At 67.5% G+C, this 14,750-nt stretch carries 18 protein-coding genes; 8 read left to right on the top strand and 10 right to left on the bottom strand.

The genetic code is table 11. The features are described 5' to 3' along the window. Positions 1–71 precede the first annotated feature (71 nt). Positions 72–296, bottom strand: coding sequence for a phosphate transporter (locus HW466_RS00585; protein WP_151002888.1), 225 nt, complete (start codon positions 294–296; stop codon positions 72–74). Positions 297–551: 255 nt separating this feature from the next. Between HW466_RS00585 and HW466_RS00580 the strand changes: the two genes are divergently transcribed. The 3 genes from HW466_RS00580 to HW466_RS00570 all read left to right on the top strand — a co-directional run bounded on the left by HW466_RS00580 (position 552) and on the right by HW466_RS00570 (position 3,116). Continuing rightward, a complete protein-coding gene (locus HW466_RS00580) occupies positions 552–1,496 on the top strand; it encodes a metallophosphoesterase family protein (RefSeq protein WP_059769308.1) in 945 nt (314 codons plus the stop codon). A 23-nt stretch (positions 1,497–1,519) separates the two neighbouring features. Next, complete coding sequence (locus HW466_RS00575; RefSeq protein WP_059449599.1) at positions 1,520–1,861, top strand: cupredoxin domain-containing protein; 342 nt, start codon at positions 1,520–1,522, stop codon at positions 1,859–1,861. A gap of 115 nt (positions 1,862–1,976) precedes the next feature. Continuing rightward, positions 1,977–3,116 (top strand): patatin-like phospholipase family protein, encoded by a 1,140-nt coding sequence (locus HW466_RS00570; protein ID WP_059449598.1) that lies wholly within the window; start codon positions 1,977–1,979, stop codon positions 3,114–3,116. Positions 3,117–3,145: 29 nt separating this feature from the next. Here HW466_RS00570 and HW466_RS00565 read toward each other — a convergent pair whose 3' ends face one another. Next, positions 3,146–3,850 carry an SDR family oxidoreductase gene (locus HW466_RS00565; protein WP_059449597.1) on the bottom strand — a complete coding sequence of 235 codons (705 nt, stop codon included), beginning with the start codon at positions 3,848–3,850 and terminating at the stop codon, positions 3,146–3,148. A gap of 121 nt (positions 3,851–3,971) precedes the next feature. Between HW466_RS00565 and gcvA the strand changes: the two genes are divergently transcribed. The 3 genes from gcvA to HW466_RS00550 all read left to right on the top strand — a co-directional run bounded on the left by gcvA (position 3,972) and on the right by HW466_RS00550 (position 6,458). Beyond that, entirely contained in the window at positions 3,972–4,871 is a 900-nt protein-coding gene (gene gcvA, locus HW466_RS00560) for a transcriptional regulator GcvA (protein WP_151002886.1), read from the top strand. A 144-nt stretch (positions 4,872–5,015) separates the two neighbouring features. Then, positions 5,016–5,324 carry an ArsR/SmtB family transcription factor gene (locus HW466_RS00555; RefSeq protein ID WP_059449595.1) on the top strand — a complete coding sequence of 103 codons (309 nt, stop codon included), beginning with the start codon at positions 5,016–5,018 and terminating at the stop codon, positions 5,322–5,324. A 72-nt stretch (positions 5,325–5,396) separates the two neighbouring features. Next, complete coding sequence (locus tag HW466_RS00550; RefSeq protein ID WP_059506756.1) at positions 5,397–6,458, top strand: alkene reductase; 1,062 nt, start codon at positions 5,397–5,399, stop codon at positions 6,456–6,458. A gap of 15 nt (positions 6,459–6,473) precedes the next feature. Here the strand turns inward: HW466_RS00550 and HW466_RS00545 are convergent, their stop codons facing one another. Beyond that, positions 6,474–7,001 carry a GNAT family N-acetyltransferase gene (locus HW466_RS00545; protein ID WP_059506755.1) on the bottom strand — a complete coding sequence of 176 codons (528 nt, stop codon included), beginning with the start codon at positions 6,999–7,001 and terminating at the stop codon, positions 6,474–6,476. Positions 7,002–7,084: 83 nt separating this feature from the next. On the opposite strand from HW466_RS00545, the gene HW466_RS00540 reads away from it, so the two are divergent. Further along, a complete protein-coding gene (locus tag HW466_RS00540) occupies positions 7,085–7,696 on the top strand; it encodes a LysE family translocator (protein WP_059506754.1) in 612 nt (203 codons plus the stop codon). Between the two features lie 272 nt (positions 7,697–7,968). Here the strand turns inward: HW466_RS00540 and HW466_RS00535 are convergent, their stop codons facing one another. From HW466_RS00535 to HW466_RS00520, 4 genes are all read right to left on the bottom strand, one after another. After that, positions 7,969–8,328: a helix-turn-helix domain-containing protein gene (locus tag HW466_RS00535; RefSeq protein ID WP_060348322.1), complete on the bottom strand. Its 360-nt coding sequence runs from the start codon at positions 8,326–8,328 to the stop codon at positions 7,969–7,971. A 4-nt stretch (positions 8,329–8,332) separates the two neighbouring features. After that, positions 8,333–8,635 (bottom strand): type II toxin-antitoxin system HigB family toxin, encoded by a 303-nt coding sequence (locus HW466_RS00530; protein ID WP_060348321.1) that lies wholly within the window; start codon positions 8,633–8,635, stop codon positions 8,333–8,335. A gap of 179 nt (positions 8,636–8,814) precedes the next feature. Beyond that, positions 8,815–9,243 carry a hypothetical protein gene (locus HW466_RS00525; protein ID WP_059769300.1) on the bottom strand — a complete coding sequence of 143 codons (429 nt, stop codon included), beginning with the start codon at positions 9,241–9,243 and terminating at the stop codon, positions 8,815–8,817. A 386-nt stretch (positions 9,244–9,629) separates the two neighbouring features. After that, positions 9,630–10,553, bottom strand: coding sequence for a phosphatidylinositol-specific phospholipase C (locus HW466_RS00520; protein ID WP_174905463.1), 924 nt, complete (start codon positions 10,551–10,553; stop codon positions 9,630–9,632). Positions 10,554–10,559: 6 nt separating this feature from the next. Between HW466_RS00520 and HW466_RS00515 the strand changes: the two genes are divergently transcribed. Next, positions 10,560–11,582, top strand: coding sequence for a LacI family DNA-binding transcriptional regulator (locus HW466_RS00515; RefSeq protein WP_060348320.1), 1,023 nt, complete (start codon positions 10,560–10,562; stop codon positions 11,580–11,582). Positions 11,583–11,591: 9 nt separating this feature from the next. On the opposite strand, the gene HW466_RS00510 is transcribed toward HW466_RS00515, so the two are convergent. From HW466_RS00510 to HW466_RS00500, 3 genes are read right to left on the bottom strand one after another with little or no spacing between them, the layout of a single operon-like run. Beyond that, complete coding sequence (locus HW466_RS00510) at positions 11,592–12,452, bottom strand: carbohydrate ABC transporter permease (RefSeq protein WP_060348342.1); 861 nt, start codon at positions 12,450–12,452, stop codon at positions 11,592–11,594. Then, complete coding sequence (locus HW466_RS00505; protein WP_151006068.1) at positions 12,449–13,318, bottom strand: carbohydrate ABC transporter permease; 870 nt, start codon at positions 13,316–13,318, stop codon at positions 12,449–12,451. Before HW466_RS00505 ends, HW466_RS00510 begins: the two co-directional genes overlap by 4 nt. Positions 13,319–13,352: 34 nt before the next feature. Further along, positions 13,353–14,591 carry an ABC transporter substrate-binding protein gene (locus tag HW466_RS00500; protein WP_151006069.1) on the bottom strand — a complete coding sequence of 413 codons (1,239 nt, stop codon included), beginning with the start codon at positions 14,589–14,591 and terminating at the stop codon, positions 13,353–13,355. Positions 14,592–14,750 lie beyond the last annotated feature (159 nt).

Raw genomic sequence — 14,750 nt, 5'->3', positions numbered from 1 at the left:
CTTGGTCGAATTGAAAATCGATGGGATCGGCCGCGCACTGCGCGACCGCGTATGGCATCGGCCGGCGCGGCTCAGAACACCTTGTGGAACGCCCGGTACCGTGCCGCCCACGGAGCGACGACGAGCAGCACGAACGGCAGGATCAGGCTTGCCCGGACCGGACCGTGATCCACGCTCGGCTGGGCGCCGACGTGGACGATGCCGCTGGCAACGATCGGAAAGAACAGCGCGAGGCTGAGGGTACGCGCGCTTCGACGACCCGCACGACTGATTTCCGTTGCCGCGAGATTCGGCATGAGGGGCTCCGGAGAGGTGATTCGGTGTCGCAGGCTATCGGGCGCACATGACGCAAACGTGACGTGTCACTTACAGGACATTGACAGGTCATCCGCAAGCGATCCGCCATCGCTGCGCAAGACGCGAACGGCCGTGTCCGGCCTCGCACCAGAGCGGGAATAAACCCGTCGCCGCATCGGTATGGCACGTGAAGGCGCCGGCTACTTCCAGGACGATCCGGCCGTCCGGTTCCGTCATACGAATGCGAGGCTCACATGTCTTCATCGACTCCCACCCGCCCGTCGCGCCGCAAGGCCCTGCAATGCATGGCGTTCGGCGGCCTCGGCACGCTGTTTACGCTGTCGGGCGGCATCCTCACGCCGTTCGATCTCGCGCTCGCGCAAAGCGGCGCCGCACTCCCCGCGAACGCGGGCCGGCCGCTGTTCGTGCAGGTCAGCGACACGCACATCGGCTTCAACAAGGACGCGAATCCCGATGTCGCGGCCACGCTTCGGCAAACGATCGATCTGGTCAACGCAATGCCGGCCGCGCCCGCGCTTGCGATCCACACCGGCGACATCACGCATCTGTCCAAGGCGGAGGAATTCGACCACGCGTCGCAACTGCTGTCCGCGTTGCGCGTGCCCGAGCTGCATACGGTGCCCGGCGAGCACGACGTGACCGACGGCTCCGGCGCCGAATATTTCAGCCGGTTCGGCAAGGCGTCCGACAACCGCGGCTACTACAGCTTCGATCACGCGGGCGTGCATTTCGTCGCGCTCGTCAACGTGATGCATTTCAAGCCCAACGGGCTCGGCAGCTTCGGCGACGAGCAACTCGCGTGGCTCGCGCAGGACCTGAAGGGGCAATCGTCGAGCACGCCGATCGTCGTGTTCTCGCACATGCCGATGTGGACCATCTACGAACCCTGGGGCTGGGGCACCGGCGACGCACCGCAGACGATGGCGCTGCTGCGCCGCTTCGGCTCGGTCACCGTGCTGAACGGGCACATCCACCAGATCGTGTCGAAGGTCGAGGGCAACGTGACGTTCCACACCGCGCGCTCTACCGCCTTCCCGCAGCCGACCGCCGGCAACGGCCCGGGCCCGGTGCCGCTCACGGTGCCGCACGACCGGCTGCCCGCGATGCTCGGCGTGACGACCGTCGACTTCGCCGGCCATCCCGTCGCCGCGTCGCTGCACGACACGACGCTCGCCTGATACTGATACGCAAGGAGACCGACATGACCTTCCTGAAACCGTCGACGCTGGCGGCCGCGCTGACCCTGTGCGCGGCCGCTGCCGGCACGCCGCCGGCCGCATTCGCGCAGAGCCCGGCCGGCCCGCTCGTGACGATCCGCAATTTCATGTTTTCGCCGATGTCGACCACGATCAAGGCCGGCACGACGGTCACGTGGAAAAACCTCGACGCGGAACCGCATACCGTCGTCAACGACGCGGGCATCTTCCATTCGAAAGCGCTCGACCAGGACGAGACCTACTCGTTCCGTTTCGACAAGCCCGGGGTATACAAGGTGTTCTGCGGGATTCATCCATACATGAAGGAGACCATCACCGTGGAATGACGCAGCGCGCCGCACGGCCCGCGAACGTCCAGCCGCGCGGCCGCCGCCCGACCATCGCCTACACTGGTTGCATCCGGCCGGCGCCCGCCGGCCGTCACCGACCACGAGGCAAGCGATGACGGCAAGTCAACCCGCACATCCGGCGCTGCCGGGCCAGGTTGTGCTCGTGCTCCAGGGCGGCGGCGCACTCGGCGCGTACCAGCTCGGCGTATTCGAGGCGATGGACGCGGCGGGCATCCAGCCCGACTGGGTCATCGGCACGTCGATCGGCGCGATCAACGCGGCGCTGATCGCCGGCAACGCGCCCGCCCATCGCGCGCAACGGATGGGCGAATTCTGGCGCCACGTCACCGAACGGCCCGCCGTGAACCTGCCGGGCTTGCCGACGAGCTGGGACAAGATCGGCTCGGAACTGGCCGTCATCGGCGCGGGCCTGCCGGGATTCTTCCGGCCGAATCCCGCCGCGTGGCTCGGGCCGCTTGCGCGAGTCGGCGTCGAGCGCGCGTCTTACTACGTGGTCGAGCCGCTGCGCGACACGCTTGCGTCGCTCGTCGACCTCGACCTGCTGAACGCCGGCCGGCCACGGCTGACCGTCGGCGCGGTCAACGCGTGCACGGGCACGATGCGCTATTTCGATTCGCGCGACCGGCCGCTCGGCATCGAGCATGTGATGAGTTCCGGCGCGCTGCCGCCCGCGTTCCCGGCCGTGCGGGTCGACGGCACGCCCTACTGGGACGGCGGCATCTATTCGAATACGCCCGTCGAGGTCGTGCTGGACGACGCACCGCGTCGCAGCTCGATCATCTTCTCGGTGCAGATGTGGAACCCGGTCGGGCCGGAGCCGCAAAGCATCTGGCAGGTGTCGGAGCGGCAGAAGGACATTCAGTACGCGAGCCGCACGGACAGCAACATCGCGCGGCAGCAGCAGATTCACCGGCTGCGCCACGTGATCCGCGAACTGGTCATGCGGCTGCCGGAGGCGGAACGCACGACGGCCGATGTGAAAGCGCTCGCCGCGTGGGGCTGTCAGACGACGATGCACGTGATCAAGCTCGCGGCGCCGCGACTCGACGGCGACGATCAGTGGAAGGACATCGATTTCACACCCGCCGGTATCGCGGCCCGCCGGCAGGCCGGGTTCGACGCGACGATGCAGGCGATCGCCGCGCGGCCCTGGGATCTGCCGATGGATCCGACGGAAGGGCTCAGCGTCTGGAGTCCGGAAGAAAACCGCATCGGCGAGCGGCACAACTGACGCCGCGGCCGCCGTGCCGCGCGTTGCGCCTACAGTGCGCGCACGATCCCGCCGTCGACCCGAATGTTCTGCCCGGTGATGTAGCCGGCGCCTTCCGACAGCAGGAACGTCACCGTCTGCGCGATCTCCTGCGTCCTGCCGAAGCGGCCGACCGGAATGCGCGCGACGATCTCGGGCGTCTCCGGCCAGCTGTCGATGAAGCCGGGCAGCACCGAGTTGATGCGGATGTTGTCCTTCGCATACCGCTCGGCGTACAGGCGCGTAACGGAACTCAGCGCCGCGCGCAGCGCGGACGACACCGGCATCGCCTGCTCGGGTGCGTCGGCAGCGAAGCTCGAGATGTTGACCACCGCGCCGCCGCCCTGCTTCAGGAAGACGGGCGTCACCCGGCGCAGCACGCGAACGACGTTGAGCACGATCAGGTCGAGCCCCGCGTGCCAGTTGTCGTCCTCGATCGCGAGCAGATCGCCCTTCGGCGGATGCCCGGTGTTGTTGACGACCGCATCGATGCGGCCGTACTTCGCGAGCGTGCCGCTCACGAAGCGCTCGATGTCGGCGTCTTCGGTGACGGAGCCCGCCATGCCGAAGCCGCCGAGTTCCCCGGCAAGCTCCGTCGCGCTGCCGGACGGCGACATCAGCGCGACGCGATAACCGCTGCTCGCCAGATCCCGCGCGATCGCGGCGCCCATGCCCTTGCCGGCCGCCGTCACCAATGCCACTTTCTCTACAGTCATGCTGTTCTCCCGGATAGGTCGGCTCAACGCCGCGATCTTCGTCCTGAAGCGCCACTGTAGGACTCTATAATCGCGTTGTCGAACGATGATTTCTCCACATACCCTGTAGTTTTTCTACTGCATGAAGGCTCTGTCGCGTACCCGCCGGTTCCCGCCGCTCAATGCGCTTCGCGCGTTCGAGGCCGCCGCGCGCCACCTCAATTTCCGGCTGGCCGCCGACGAACTCGGCGTGACCCAGGGCGCGGTGGCGCAGCAGGTCAGGCATCTGGAGAACGTCGTGGAAATTCAACTGTTCCGGCGTATGCCCAGAGGCCTGGCGCTGACGCGCGAAGGGCTCGAGTATTTTTCGTCGGTCCAGCGCGCGCTGCAGATCATCGCCGATGCCACGGACGCCCTCGGTCAGCGCCCCAGCGTCCTGACGGTCACCACGACGCCATCGTTCGCGTCGAAGTGGCTGATCCCGCGCCTGTCGGACTTCGGCCGCCAGCACCCCGACATCGAGGTTCGCGTCATCGCCGACGAACGTCTTGCGTCGTTCCGCGCCGACGGCGTCGACATCGCGATCCGGCTCGGCAAGCCGCCGTTCCCGGCCGGCCTGTCCGCGCAGTTGCTGTTTCCGCTCGACATCTTCGCGGTCGCCAGCCCGGCACTGCTCGACGGCGCGCCGCCGATCCGCACACCGGCGGACTTGTCGACGCATGCGCTGTTGCACGACGCGCACGACCTGTGGCCCGAATTCATCGGGAAGCTCGGTGCAACGGGGCGCACCGATCCGACGAAAGGGCCGCGGTTCAGCCAGTCGCTGCTCGCCATCGACGCCGCCATCGCCGGTCAAGGCATCGCGCTGACCAGCGAGCCGCTCGTCGAACGCGATATCGCGGAAGGCCGGCTGCGCCGCGTGTTCGATTTTTCGTTTCCGATGTCGCTCGGGTTTTACGTCGTCTTTCCGCAAGCCAACGCCCATTCGGAAGCGCTGGAGGCCATGCGCCGCTGGCTGTTCGCCCAATACGCGGGCGCGTGACGCGCCGGTGCCAGAGCACATCAACAACCCTACTCGCGTCAGTGCCTTCACACATATCGTCTTTTTACGATATATGATTCGCCCATCGACGATACCCGTTTGCACCGGTTTTCCAGCAGCACGCCCCGAACACCACACCTTTCCATGCCGACCGAACTCGACATCGACGCGATCCTGAAAGCGCTTTCGAACCCCGTGCGCCGGGAAATCCTCGTCTGGCTGAAAACGCCGGGCGCGCATTTCCCGGAGCAGACGCTGCCGTATGACCACGGCGTCTGTGCCGGGCAGATCGACGCGCGCTGCGGGCTGTCGCAGTCGACCGTCTCCGCGCACTTGGCGACGTTGCAGCGCGCGGGCCTCGTGACGTCGACGCGGATCGGCCAGTGGGCGTTCTTCCGGCGCAACGAGGCCGTCATCGACGCATTTCTCGACGCCCTGCGCCGCGAACTCTGACCCAGGCCATGCGGGCCGCACGCCGCGCACGACGCGGCGGTCATCCCGCCTTTCTGAAGAGGTTTACCTGCCATGCCTACCCTGTTCGATCCCGTTACCCTCGGCGACCTGACCCTGCCGAACCGCGTCGTGATGGCGCCGCTGACCCGTGCCCGCGCCGGTAGCGCGCGCGTGCCCAACGACCTGATGGCCCGCTATTACGCCGAGCGCGCGTCGGCCGGTCTGATCATCACCGAAGCGACCTCGGTCACGCCCCAAGGCGTCGGCTACGCGGACACGCCGGGCATCTGGTCCGACGAGCAGGTGGAAGGCTGGAAGCGCGTGACGCAGGCCGTGCACGCGGCCGGCGGCCGCATCGTGCTGCAGCTCTGGCACGTCGGCCGGATTTCGGATCCGATGTTCCTGAACGGCGACCTGCCGGTCGCGCCGAGCGCAATCGCCGCGGGCGGTCACGTGAGTCTCGTGCGCCCGCCGCGCCCGTACGTGACCCCGCGCGCGCTCGAACTCGATGAAATTCCGGGCATCGTCGCCGCGTACCGCAACGGTGCCGAGAACGCGAAGAAGGCCGGGTTCGACGGTGTCGAGATCCACGGCGCGAACGGCTACCTGCTCGACCAGTTCCTGCAGGACAGCACCAACCACCGCACGGACGCATACGGCGGCCCGATCGAGAACCGCGCGCGCCTGCTGCTCGAGGTGGTCGACGCGGCGATCGACGTGTGGGGCGCGGGCCGGGTCGGCGTGCATCTCGCGCCGCGCGGCGACGCGCATACGATGGGCGATTCCGATCCGGCCGCGACGTTCGGTTACGTCGCGCGCGAACTCGGCCGCCGCAAGATCGCGTTCATCTTCACGCGCGAATCGTATTCGGGCGACCATTTGAGCCCGCGTCTGAAGGAAGCGTTCGGCGGCCCGCTGATCGCGAACGAGCAGTTCACGCTCGAATCGGCGCAGGAAACGCTCGCGAGCGGCCAGGCCGACGCGATCGCGTGGGGCAAGCTGTTCATCGCGAACCCGGACCTGCCGCGCCGCCTCGAGCTCGGTGCGCCGTTGAACGAGCCGGTGCCGGAAACGTTCTACGCCAAGGGCGAAACGGGTTACACCGACTACCCGGCGCTCAGCGACGCGGCCTGACGGCCGGCCACACGCTCATGCGCGCACGTCCGCGCGCATGAACACGCGCTGCGTCTCGTCCAGACCGCGTGCAACGTGATGCGCGCGAATCGCGCGCAGCGTGTCGTCGAGCGATGCGTCGTCGATGATGTCGAAGCCGAGGCGCGCATAGTACGGCGCGTTCCACGGCGCATCGCGAAACGTCGACAGCACGACCTCCGCGATGCCGTCTTGCGCGGCGCGCGCCATGATCCGTTCGATCAGGCGCGCGCCGATCCGCTGGCCGGCGTGCGACGGCGCGACATCCAGCTCCTCCAGATAGAGCCGCCGCGCATCGAGCGGCCGGTAGAACGCAAAGCCCACGCACGTCCCCGCTTCGTCCGTCGCGACATACGCGCGACCGTCGTCGATGCGCATCCGCACGTCGGCCGCATCGGTCGGCTCGCCGTCGGCGATATCGGGCATGCCGATGTCGCGAAAGCGCTGGGCGGCGGCCACTTCCACGGCGGCCATCGCGGCCGCGTCTTCCCGCGTGGCGGGACGAATCCGGATCGATACTGTCATCACGACGAGGCAGACAAGCAGGAACGGCCGTCACTATAATCGAAACTTCATACGTTTCGAACGCCCTGCCCACGAGGTTCGCCATGTCGCTGTCCGCGCTCGCCGTGTTCGCCCTCGCCCTGCTCGTCACCGCCGGCACGCCCGGCCCGAGCGTCGCCGCGCTCGTCGCGCGCGTGCTGACGAACGGCGTGCGCGACGTGCTGCCGTTTCTCGCCGCGATGTGGATCGGCGAGGCGCTGTGGCTGACGTGTGCGGTTGCTGGCCTCGCCGTCGTCGCGCATACGTTCGCGGCCGGATTCTTCATCCTGAAGCTCGCCGGTGCAGCCTACCTGTTGTTCCTCGCATGGAGGATGTGGGCCGCTCCGGCCGATTCGCCGACAGAGGATATTCCGCGCGGCCGCTCCGGTTGGCGCATGTTCATGGCCGGCGCGTTGGTGACCCTTGGGAATCCGAAGATCGTTCTCTTCTACCTTGCGCTGCTGCCCACCATCATCGACCTCACGCACGTCAATGTGATTGGCTGGGCCGAGCTCGTCGGTACGATGCTGGCCGTGCTGATCACCGCCGATTGCGCGTGGGCGTTCGTCGCAACACGCGTACGTAAATTCATCCTCACGCGGCGCGCGATCAAGATCGCAAACCGCACGAGCGCCGCCGCAATGGCGGGCGCCGCCGTGGTCATCGCCACGCGGTAATCCACCACGCAGAAAAAACCAGTCACCAGCATTGAAGCGCTTCGCGGTCGTGCTGCTGCAGTGTACGCGCCGACGTCGCAAGCGAAGCTCACGGCAACCGCAAACCGGTGCGTGCGCCCATTTAGACCCGGCGCGCGCTCCTGCGCGCCGCCTGGACCGTCGACATCGACGCGTACTGCGACTTTCTCGCCGACGAGGGGATACCGGGGATCAAAACGATATCCCACGACAAGAAGACCCCCATGACAATGGCGCCACTTGGCGCCATTTCTTTACGTGCCAATCAGGACGTCGGCGGGAATGTGCAGCCCCTCGTGCAGCCTGCGAATCATGGCCAGACTCAATTCTCGCCGCCCGTTCAGCACCTCGTACACACGGTTGCTGTTCCCGATGTACGGGCGCATGTCGGCCACTGTCAGACCGGCCTGCTGCATCCGAAAGCGGATCGCCTCGACGGGCGTCGGGGCGCGCAACGGGAAATGCTCTGCTTCATACTTCTCGACGAGAATCGCGAGGATCTCCAGTTGATCGCCTTCGGGCGTGCCGGGTGCCGGGTCGGCGTCGACGAGTTTGGACACCACCTTCAGGGCGGCGTCGTAATCGGCCTCGGTTCGAATCGGTTGAATGTCCATATCGTTACTCCATTTCCACGGTCGCTGCATCCGCCTTGTCGTATTCCGCATGCGTTCCAACAAACTTCACGTACACGACGCCGATCTGATACGCGACCGCGACGATCAGCCGGAAGTCGTTGCCCTTGATGTTGAACACCACCCGATTCCGGCCGACGAAGCTGGCGTTCGCGTACTGGTTCTTGATGTCCTGCGGGGTCTTCCAGTTCGCCTTCGAGGCTTCCGCGTACCACGCGAGCAACTGCTGCTCGGACTGCGCGTGGCGCTCGATAAAGGTTACGAGGGTTCTTTTGGCAACGATTCGCATGCAATGAATCATAGTCCCATTTTGGGACTATTGCAAGAGGTATGACGGAAGGAGAATTCAGGCGTTCTGGCAATACAACTTTGCACACACGCTCGGCGTGCGTTTCTCACGTTGGCGCGCGAAGCGGATCGCGAAACGGGGCGGACCGCCACGCCCGCCCGTCGGCGCATCATGGCGCGTTACGGTGTCCCGGCGCTGCAGCAATACGCGAGCAGGAACGTCGCGGTGCCGGGGTCGCCCTGCACGATCGCGCGCATGTCGCCGTTCAGCTTCGCCATCGCCGCCGTCACGTAATCCGGCGCGGGCAGCTTCGCGGTATTGAAGTCGTGTACCGCGAGCGCGACCGGCTTGTTGTCCTTCGTCTTCGGCGAAGCCAGCGCGCGGTCTTCCGCCGCGAAGCGCTGCTCGCGCGTGGCGACGGCACCGACCTGCCCCGCGCAATAGCCGTGCGTTCCCGACATGATGTGAATCGTGTGACCGTCACCGCTCAATCCGGACGCGATGGTGTTCAATGCCGCTGCGACGTCCCTGACGTTGCACGGGCCGTGAAAGCCCCAGATCTGCACCGCGTTCGGGGTGTCCTTCGTGATGTTGACGAGCGTTGCCATGACCTCTCTCCTTGCAGTCCTGCGTCGTGGACCATTCGCGGCAAATCCGTGCCGCTTTCCACGACGACGTTCATGGGCCGGCGCGATGCCGGGCACACGGTGCCGGCCGCCTCCCGCCGAGTCGGGAAACGTCCGGACATCCGCGACGGACTCGATCGAACCGCGCCTGCCACGGACGGCTCAACCTTATCCACCGGCCTCGATTCGCAACATGGACCGCTCGTCACACATTCGGCAACGTGCCGATCTTCACGGGAAGCGGGAATCAGGGCACGCACCGCGCAGAGGCTGACGCAGGCAGGCCGCGCGCCGCTGGCCGCGCATCGACATCAACACGCAGGATGCCGATCGCGCAACGCTCCACCACGCGGCTGCCCTTCCCGTCTTCACCCGCACCCGGCCAGCCGACGCCCGTTACCCGCCTCGGGCACGTGATCGTTGCACTCGATCAGCGCGCGCACCAGCGCCCAGTCATCGTCGTCGCAGAAGTCGAGCAGCATCGCGCCATACGAGCCACGTTGCGCGCGCAACCGTTGCGCGAGCCGCGCGTGAATGCCCTGCACCCTGCCGTCGCCGCGCGCGACCACCGACGGATTCGCGCCCATTCCCGTACCGCTGCTGAAATTGATCGCCCAGCGGCCGCTGTCCGGTGACGGCATGCCGGTCAGCAGCGCATCTATCACGCGCCACTTGTAGTGGATCGACCCGACAACGGGCACGCGGTATTCGTCCTGGATCACGAACGCCGCATCCGGATGATCGATCGTGAACGTCGCGTTGTCGGGCCACGCGGTCAGGTCGATGCCCAGCGGCCGGCGGCTGCGGAATCGCCGCAACAGCACCACCGCGCCGCGCACGTCGCCGAGCGCCGGCAGCGCGCCGCCCGCATGCCAGCGCAACCGCGGGTGCCGCGTCCGATGCGCATCGAACGTCGCGTCGAAGCTGCGCGTGCACGCGTGCGCGGGCCATTCGTCCTTCACCGACATCACGATGCACTCGCGCGGATGCGCATCGAGAAAACGCGTGCAGTCCGCGAGCACGTCGTCGAACGACATGCCGAGCGCGATCCCGCCGTGATGGATGTCGAACGCATCGCACCGGTGCCGGCAGCGGATGTCGAGCAGCCGCACACCGTGCGCGAGCTGCTCGGCAAGCGGCGCGCGCTGCGTGCGCACGAGCGGATCGTCGACCGTATACGCACAGGTGTCATGGCTGCCCGGTAGGGTCAGCGTATGCAACGGCCGCGCGTCGTCGAGCGCCGACATCCAGTCGGCCAGCGGCGTGGAAGCTTCGTGTCGCGAAGGAATCATGAATCGATGACTGACAAGGAAAGAAAAACGTGGGTGACCGCATCGGATGTCGCCGCGCGGGCCGGCGTGTCGCGCTCCGCGGTGTCGCGCGCGTTCTCGCCGACGGCGAGCATCGCACCCGAAACGCGCGAGCGCGTGATGGTGGCCGCGCGTGCGCTGGGCTATCAGGTCAACCTGATCGCGCGCGACATGATCACGCAGCGCAGCAGCATGATCGGTGTCGTGACGGCCGGGTTCGAGAATCCGTTCCGCGCGCGGCTGCTGGCCGACCTGATGGCGGTGCTCGGTCAACGGGCGTTCACGCCGCTCGTCACCAATGCGGACGATCCGCATCAGGTCCGGCAATCGCTCGAACGCCTGCTCAGCTACCGGATCGCGGGCCTCGTGATGACCTCCGCGTCGCCGCCGCTGTCGGTCGCGCGGCAGTATCTCGATCATCGGATTCCGGTCGTGATGATCAATCGCGAAGCGAACCTGCCGGGCGCGGATGTCGTCATCAGCGACAACGCGGCGGGCGCGGCCCATGCCGCGCAACGACTCGTGCGCGCCGGCGCGCGCCGGCTCGCGTTCGTCGGGCCGCGTAGCGCGAGCTACAGCGCGCGCGCCCGGTCGGACGCGTTCGAGCAGGCACTGCAACGCGGCGACGCGTTCGGTGCGACGCTCGCCCGCATGATCGATACGCGCTCCGACACGCATGCGTGCGGCATCGACGCCGCACGGCAATTGTTCGCGTCCGGCGAGCGCCCGGACGGCGTGTTCTGCTCGTCCGACCTGCTCGCGCTCGGCGTGATCGACGCCGCCCGCGGCACATTCGGCTTGCGCGTACCCGACGAGCTGCGCGTGATCGGCTTCGACGACATCCCCGCCGCCGAATACGACGCCTATCGGCTCACGACGCTGCGCCAGGACACGCAAGGTCTCGCGCATGCGGCCGTCGATCTGCTCGCCGACCGGATCCAGACGTTCGACGGCGCATCGCGCATGCGCGTCGTGCCGGTTACGCACGTGGTCCGGCACAGCTGCGCGTAACGCGCCGCGTCACTTGAGCCCGCCCGCGAAGCCGCGCAGCAGGTAGCGCTGCACGTAGCCGGCCACGGCAAGCGTCGGCAACGACGCCAGCAACCCCGCGCTCATCAGGTCGCCCCAGTCGATGCCGTTCTCCGTCACGTAGCCGGCAATCGCGAGCGGCAGCGTGAAGCGGCTCGGCGTCGACACGAACAGCAGCGCGATCAGGAACTCGTTCCACGCGGCGATAAACACGAAGATCGCGGTCGCGATCAACCCTGGCGCGCACAGCGGCAGCACGATCTGCACGAGCCGACGCGCGAGCCCCGCCCCGTCGATGCATGCGGCCTCCTCGTATTCGAGCGGTACGTCGCGCACGAACGCGAGCAGCATCCAGATCGCCATCGGCAATGCGTAGATCTGGTAAGCGAGCATCAGCCCGAGTGTCGAATCGAGCAGATGCAGCCGCTTCGCGAGCGCGAACAGCGGCACCGCGATCGTGATCGGCGGCATCAGCTTCAATGCGAGCACGAGCATCAGGAACAGCACGTCCAGCCGCGCCGGAAACCGCAGCCGCACGAGCGCGTACGCGGCTGGAAATGCGAGCGTCAGCGCGAGCAGCGTCGTGCCGAACCCGACCACGAGCGAATTGGCGAGCGGCGCGCCGATGCCGTTCGACCACACCGACGCGAAATGCTCGAGCGTCGGCGCGGCCGGCACGATCCGCAATGGATGATCGAGGCGTTCGAGCGTCGGCATGAACGCCGCGCCGGCCATCCACAGGCACGGCAGCAGCAACAGCGCGAGTGCGGCGACGCGCAGAATCCACGGCACCGCGCGGCCGAATGCAGCGCCGGCCCGCGCGTGCGCGACGCCCGTGGATCGCGCCGTCATGCGCGCCGCTTGCGAACCGTCTGCCATACGTACCCCGAAACGAGCAGCGCGGACGCCGCGAGCATCAGCACCGACGCGGCACTCGCCGGCCCGACGTTGAAGAAGCGGAAGCCCGTGTCGTAGATGTAGGTCGACAGCGTCTGCGTCGCGTTGCCGGGGCCGCCGCCCGTCAGCGCATAGACCTTGTCGAACAGCTTGAACGTATCGATCGAGCGCAGCAGCAGCGCGAGGCCGATCTGCGGCGCCGCGAGCGGCAGCGTGACGTCGCGCAGGCACTGCCACTCGCTCGCGCCGTCGGTGCGCGCGGCTTCGTACAGTTCCTGCGGAATGGATTGCAGCCCGGCCAGCACGATCAGGAACGCCATCGGCGTCCATTGCCACACGTCGACGAGCGCGAGCGACCACAGCGCGAGATGCGGATCGGACAGCCAGCGCACGCCTTCGATGCCGAATGCGGCGAGCAGCGCGTTGAGGAAGCCGTCGAAATTCAGCCAGTTGCGCCAGATCGCCGAGCACACGAGCGTGGACAGCATCATCGGCAGGATCGCGAGCGGCAACGCGATGCGCCGCCCCGGAAACGCGCGCACGAACAGCAGCGCGAGCCCGAAGCCGAGCGCGACTTCGACGAGCGACGCCGCGATCGTGAAGCGCAGCGTGTTGCCGAAGCCGGCCGCGAATGCGTCGTCGCCGAGCACCGCGCGATAGTTCGCGAGCCCCGCGAATGCGCGACGGCCTGCCGTGTAGTCGACCCGGCAGAACGAGTCGATCAGCACCTGCGCGACGGGGTACAGCGCGAGCGCGGCCAGCACCAGGAGCGCCGGCCCGAGCAGCGCGACGAACGGCAGGCTGCGGCCGAAGACTTTCATGCGCGGATTCCGGACGATATGTGGCGGCAGGCCATCACTTGCCGGCCGCGGCCATCGCCTGCGCGATCTTCTGCTGCGCCTGGCGCAGCGCGGCGTCGGGCGCGGCCTGCCCGGTCAGCGCGAGCTGCAGCTGGTCGCCGAGAATGCTCTCGACCTGCTGCCAGTCCTTCACGCGCGGACGCGCACGGCCGGCCTCGAGCGCCTTCAGCTGATCGGGATACCAGCGGTACTGGCGCACCAGGGCCGGATCGGCGAACACGCTGCGGCGCGTCGGCGGAATGCCGATCCCGGCGAGACGCGTTTGCGTGTCGCGCGAACTCAGGTAGGCCAGGAAGTCCTGCGCAAGCTTCGCGTGCGGCGCATCCTTCGGAATGCCCATCTGCCAGATGCCGAGCATCGGCGCGGGGCCCGCCGTCTGCTCCGGCGGCGGCTGCAGCGCGATCTGCCCGACCACGCGCGACTGCTTCGGATCGTCGAGCGCCGGAATCCACGCCGGCCACACCTCGATCGACTGCGCGGCCGTGCCGCGCTGCAGCGCATCGCGCACTTCGGCGGCGCCGTACACGTCGACGTCCTTCGGCGCGGCAGCCTTCAGCGCGAGAAAGGTCTTCAGCGCGGCCTGCGACTCGCGCGAATCGATCGTCACGTTGCCGGCACGGTCGAACACGTCGCCGCCATACGCCCACAGGATCGGCAGGAAGCCCGTCACGACCGGGTTGCCCTTGGTGCCGCGGAACACGACGCCCGACACGCTCTTGTCCGCGCCGCCGACGGTCTGCGCAATCTTCAGCACGTCGTCCCAGTTGCGCGGCGGCTGCAGCTTGTATTTGGCGAGCAGATCCTTCCGGTACGCGAACATCTCGACGTTGCCGACGATCGGCAGCGCGTACAACGCGCCCGCCGCGTTGCGGCCGAGCGCGAGTGCCGACGGCACCAGATCGGCGTCCGCGAGCGAGGCCGGCAGCGGCTTCAGCCAGCCGTTGCCGATGAATTCGGGCGCCCACGTATCGTCCATCATCACGAGGTCGTACGTGCCGGTGCCCTCGCGCATCGATAGTTTCAGCTTCTGGTACAGGTTCGCGTTCGGCAGCTTGAGCAGCTCGATGTCGGTGCCCGGATGCAGCTTGATGAAGCCGGCGACGGCGTCGGCGAGCCCCTTGCCATAGATGTCGTCGCGGCCCGCGATGACGAGATCCGCCGCGAAGGCGTGCGAGGCGGCAACGGACAGCGCAACGGCGGCAGACAGCGCGCGCAGGCGGCTCAGCAGGGTCATGTGGTCTCTCTCGATCGGCGTGGTGGCAGGTCGGCCTTTGCGTTGCACACGTGTGCAACGCGGGGCGTCGCTTCGGGCGCTCCGAAGCGAACGCCATTGTTCACGTCGATCGTTAAGAATTTGTGGCACGCGGCGCACCCGGCCGGCCATCGCAGCCGG

The organism is Burkholderia territorii, assembly GCF_902833055.1.
Taxonomy (GTDB): Bacteria; Pseudomonadota; Gammaproteobacteria; order Burkholderiales; family Burkholderiaceae; genus Burkholderia; species Burkholderia territorii.
This window is presented reverse-complemented; position numbering and strand designations above follow the sequence as displayed.

Excerpts from the sequence above, each read along its gene's own strand:
- HW466_RS00585 (WP_151002888.1), bottom strand. The coding sequence starts at position 296 with ATGCCGAATCTCGCGGCAACGGAAATCAGTCGTGCGGGTCGTCGAAGC.
- HW466_RS00580 (WP_059769308.1), top strand. The coding sequence starts at position 552 with ATGTCTTCATCGACTCCCACCCGCCCGTCGCGCCGCAAGGCCCTGCAA.
- HW466_RS00575 (WP_059449599.1), top strand. The coding sequence starts at position 1,520 with ATGACCTTCCTGAAACCGTCGACGCTGGCGGCCGCGCTGACCCTGTGC.
- HW466_RS00570 (WP_059449598.1), top strand. The coding sequence starts at position 1,977 with ATGACGGCAAGTCAACCCGCACATCCGGCGCTGCCGGGCCAGGTTGTG.
- HW466_RS00565 (WP_059449597.1), bottom strand. The coding sequence starts at position 3,850 with ATGACTGTAGAGAAAGTGGCATTGGTGACGGCGGCCGGCAAGGGCATG.
- gcvA (WP_151002886.1), top strand. The coding sequence starts at position 3,972 with ATGAAGGCTCTGTCGCGTACCCGCCGGTTCCCGCCGCTCAATGCGCTT.
- HW466_RS00555 (WP_059449595.1), top strand. The coding sequence starts at position 5,016 with ATGCCGACCGAACTCGACATCGACGCGATCCTGAAAGCGCTTTCGAAC.
- HW466_RS00550 (WP_059506756.1), top strand. The coding sequence starts at position 5,397 with ATGCCTACCCTGTTCGATCCCGTTACCCTCGGCGACCTGACCCTGCCG.
- HW466_RS00545 (WP_059506755.1), bottom strand. The coding sequence starts at position 7,001 with ATGACAGTATCGATCCGGATTCGTCCCGCCACGCGGGAAGACGCGGCC.
- HW466_RS00540 (WP_059506754.1), top strand. The coding sequence starts at position 7,085 with ATGTCGCTGTCCGCGCTCGCCGTGTTCGCCCTCGCCCTGCTCGTCACC.
- HW466_RS00535 (WP_060348322.1), bottom strand. The coding sequence starts at position 8,328 with ATGGACATTCAACCGATTCGAACCGAGGCCGATTACGACGCCGCCCTG.
- HW466_RS00530 (WP_060348321.1), bottom strand. The coding sequence starts at position 8,635 with ATGCGAATCGTTGCCAAAAGAACCCTCGTAACCTTTATCGAGCGCCAC.
- HW466_RS00525 (WP_059769300.1), bottom strand. The coding sequence starts at position 9,243 with ATGGCAACGCTCGTCAACATCACGAAGGACACCCCGAACGCGGTGCAG.
- HW466_RS00520 (WP_174905463.1), bottom strand. The coding sequence starts at position 10,553 with ATGATTCCTTCGCGACACGAAGCTTCCACGCCGCTGGCCGACTGGATG.
- HW466_RS00515 (WP_060348320.1), top strand. The coding sequence starts at position 10,560 with ATGACTGACAAGGAAAGAAAAACGTGGGTGACCGCATCGGATGTCGCC.
- HW466_RS00510 (WP_060348342.1), bottom strand. The coding sequence starts at position 12,452 with ATGACGGCGCGATCCACGGGCGTCGCGCACGCGCGGGCCGGCGCTGCA.
- HW466_RS00505 (WP_151006068.1), bottom strand. The coding sequence starts at position 13,318 with ATGAAAGTCTTCGGCCGCAGCCTGCCGTTCGTCGCGCTGCTCGGGCCG.
- HW466_RS00500 (WP_151006069.1), bottom strand. The coding sequence starts at position 14,591 with ATGACCCTGCTGAGCCGCCTGCGCGCGCTGTCTGCCGCCGTTGCGCTG.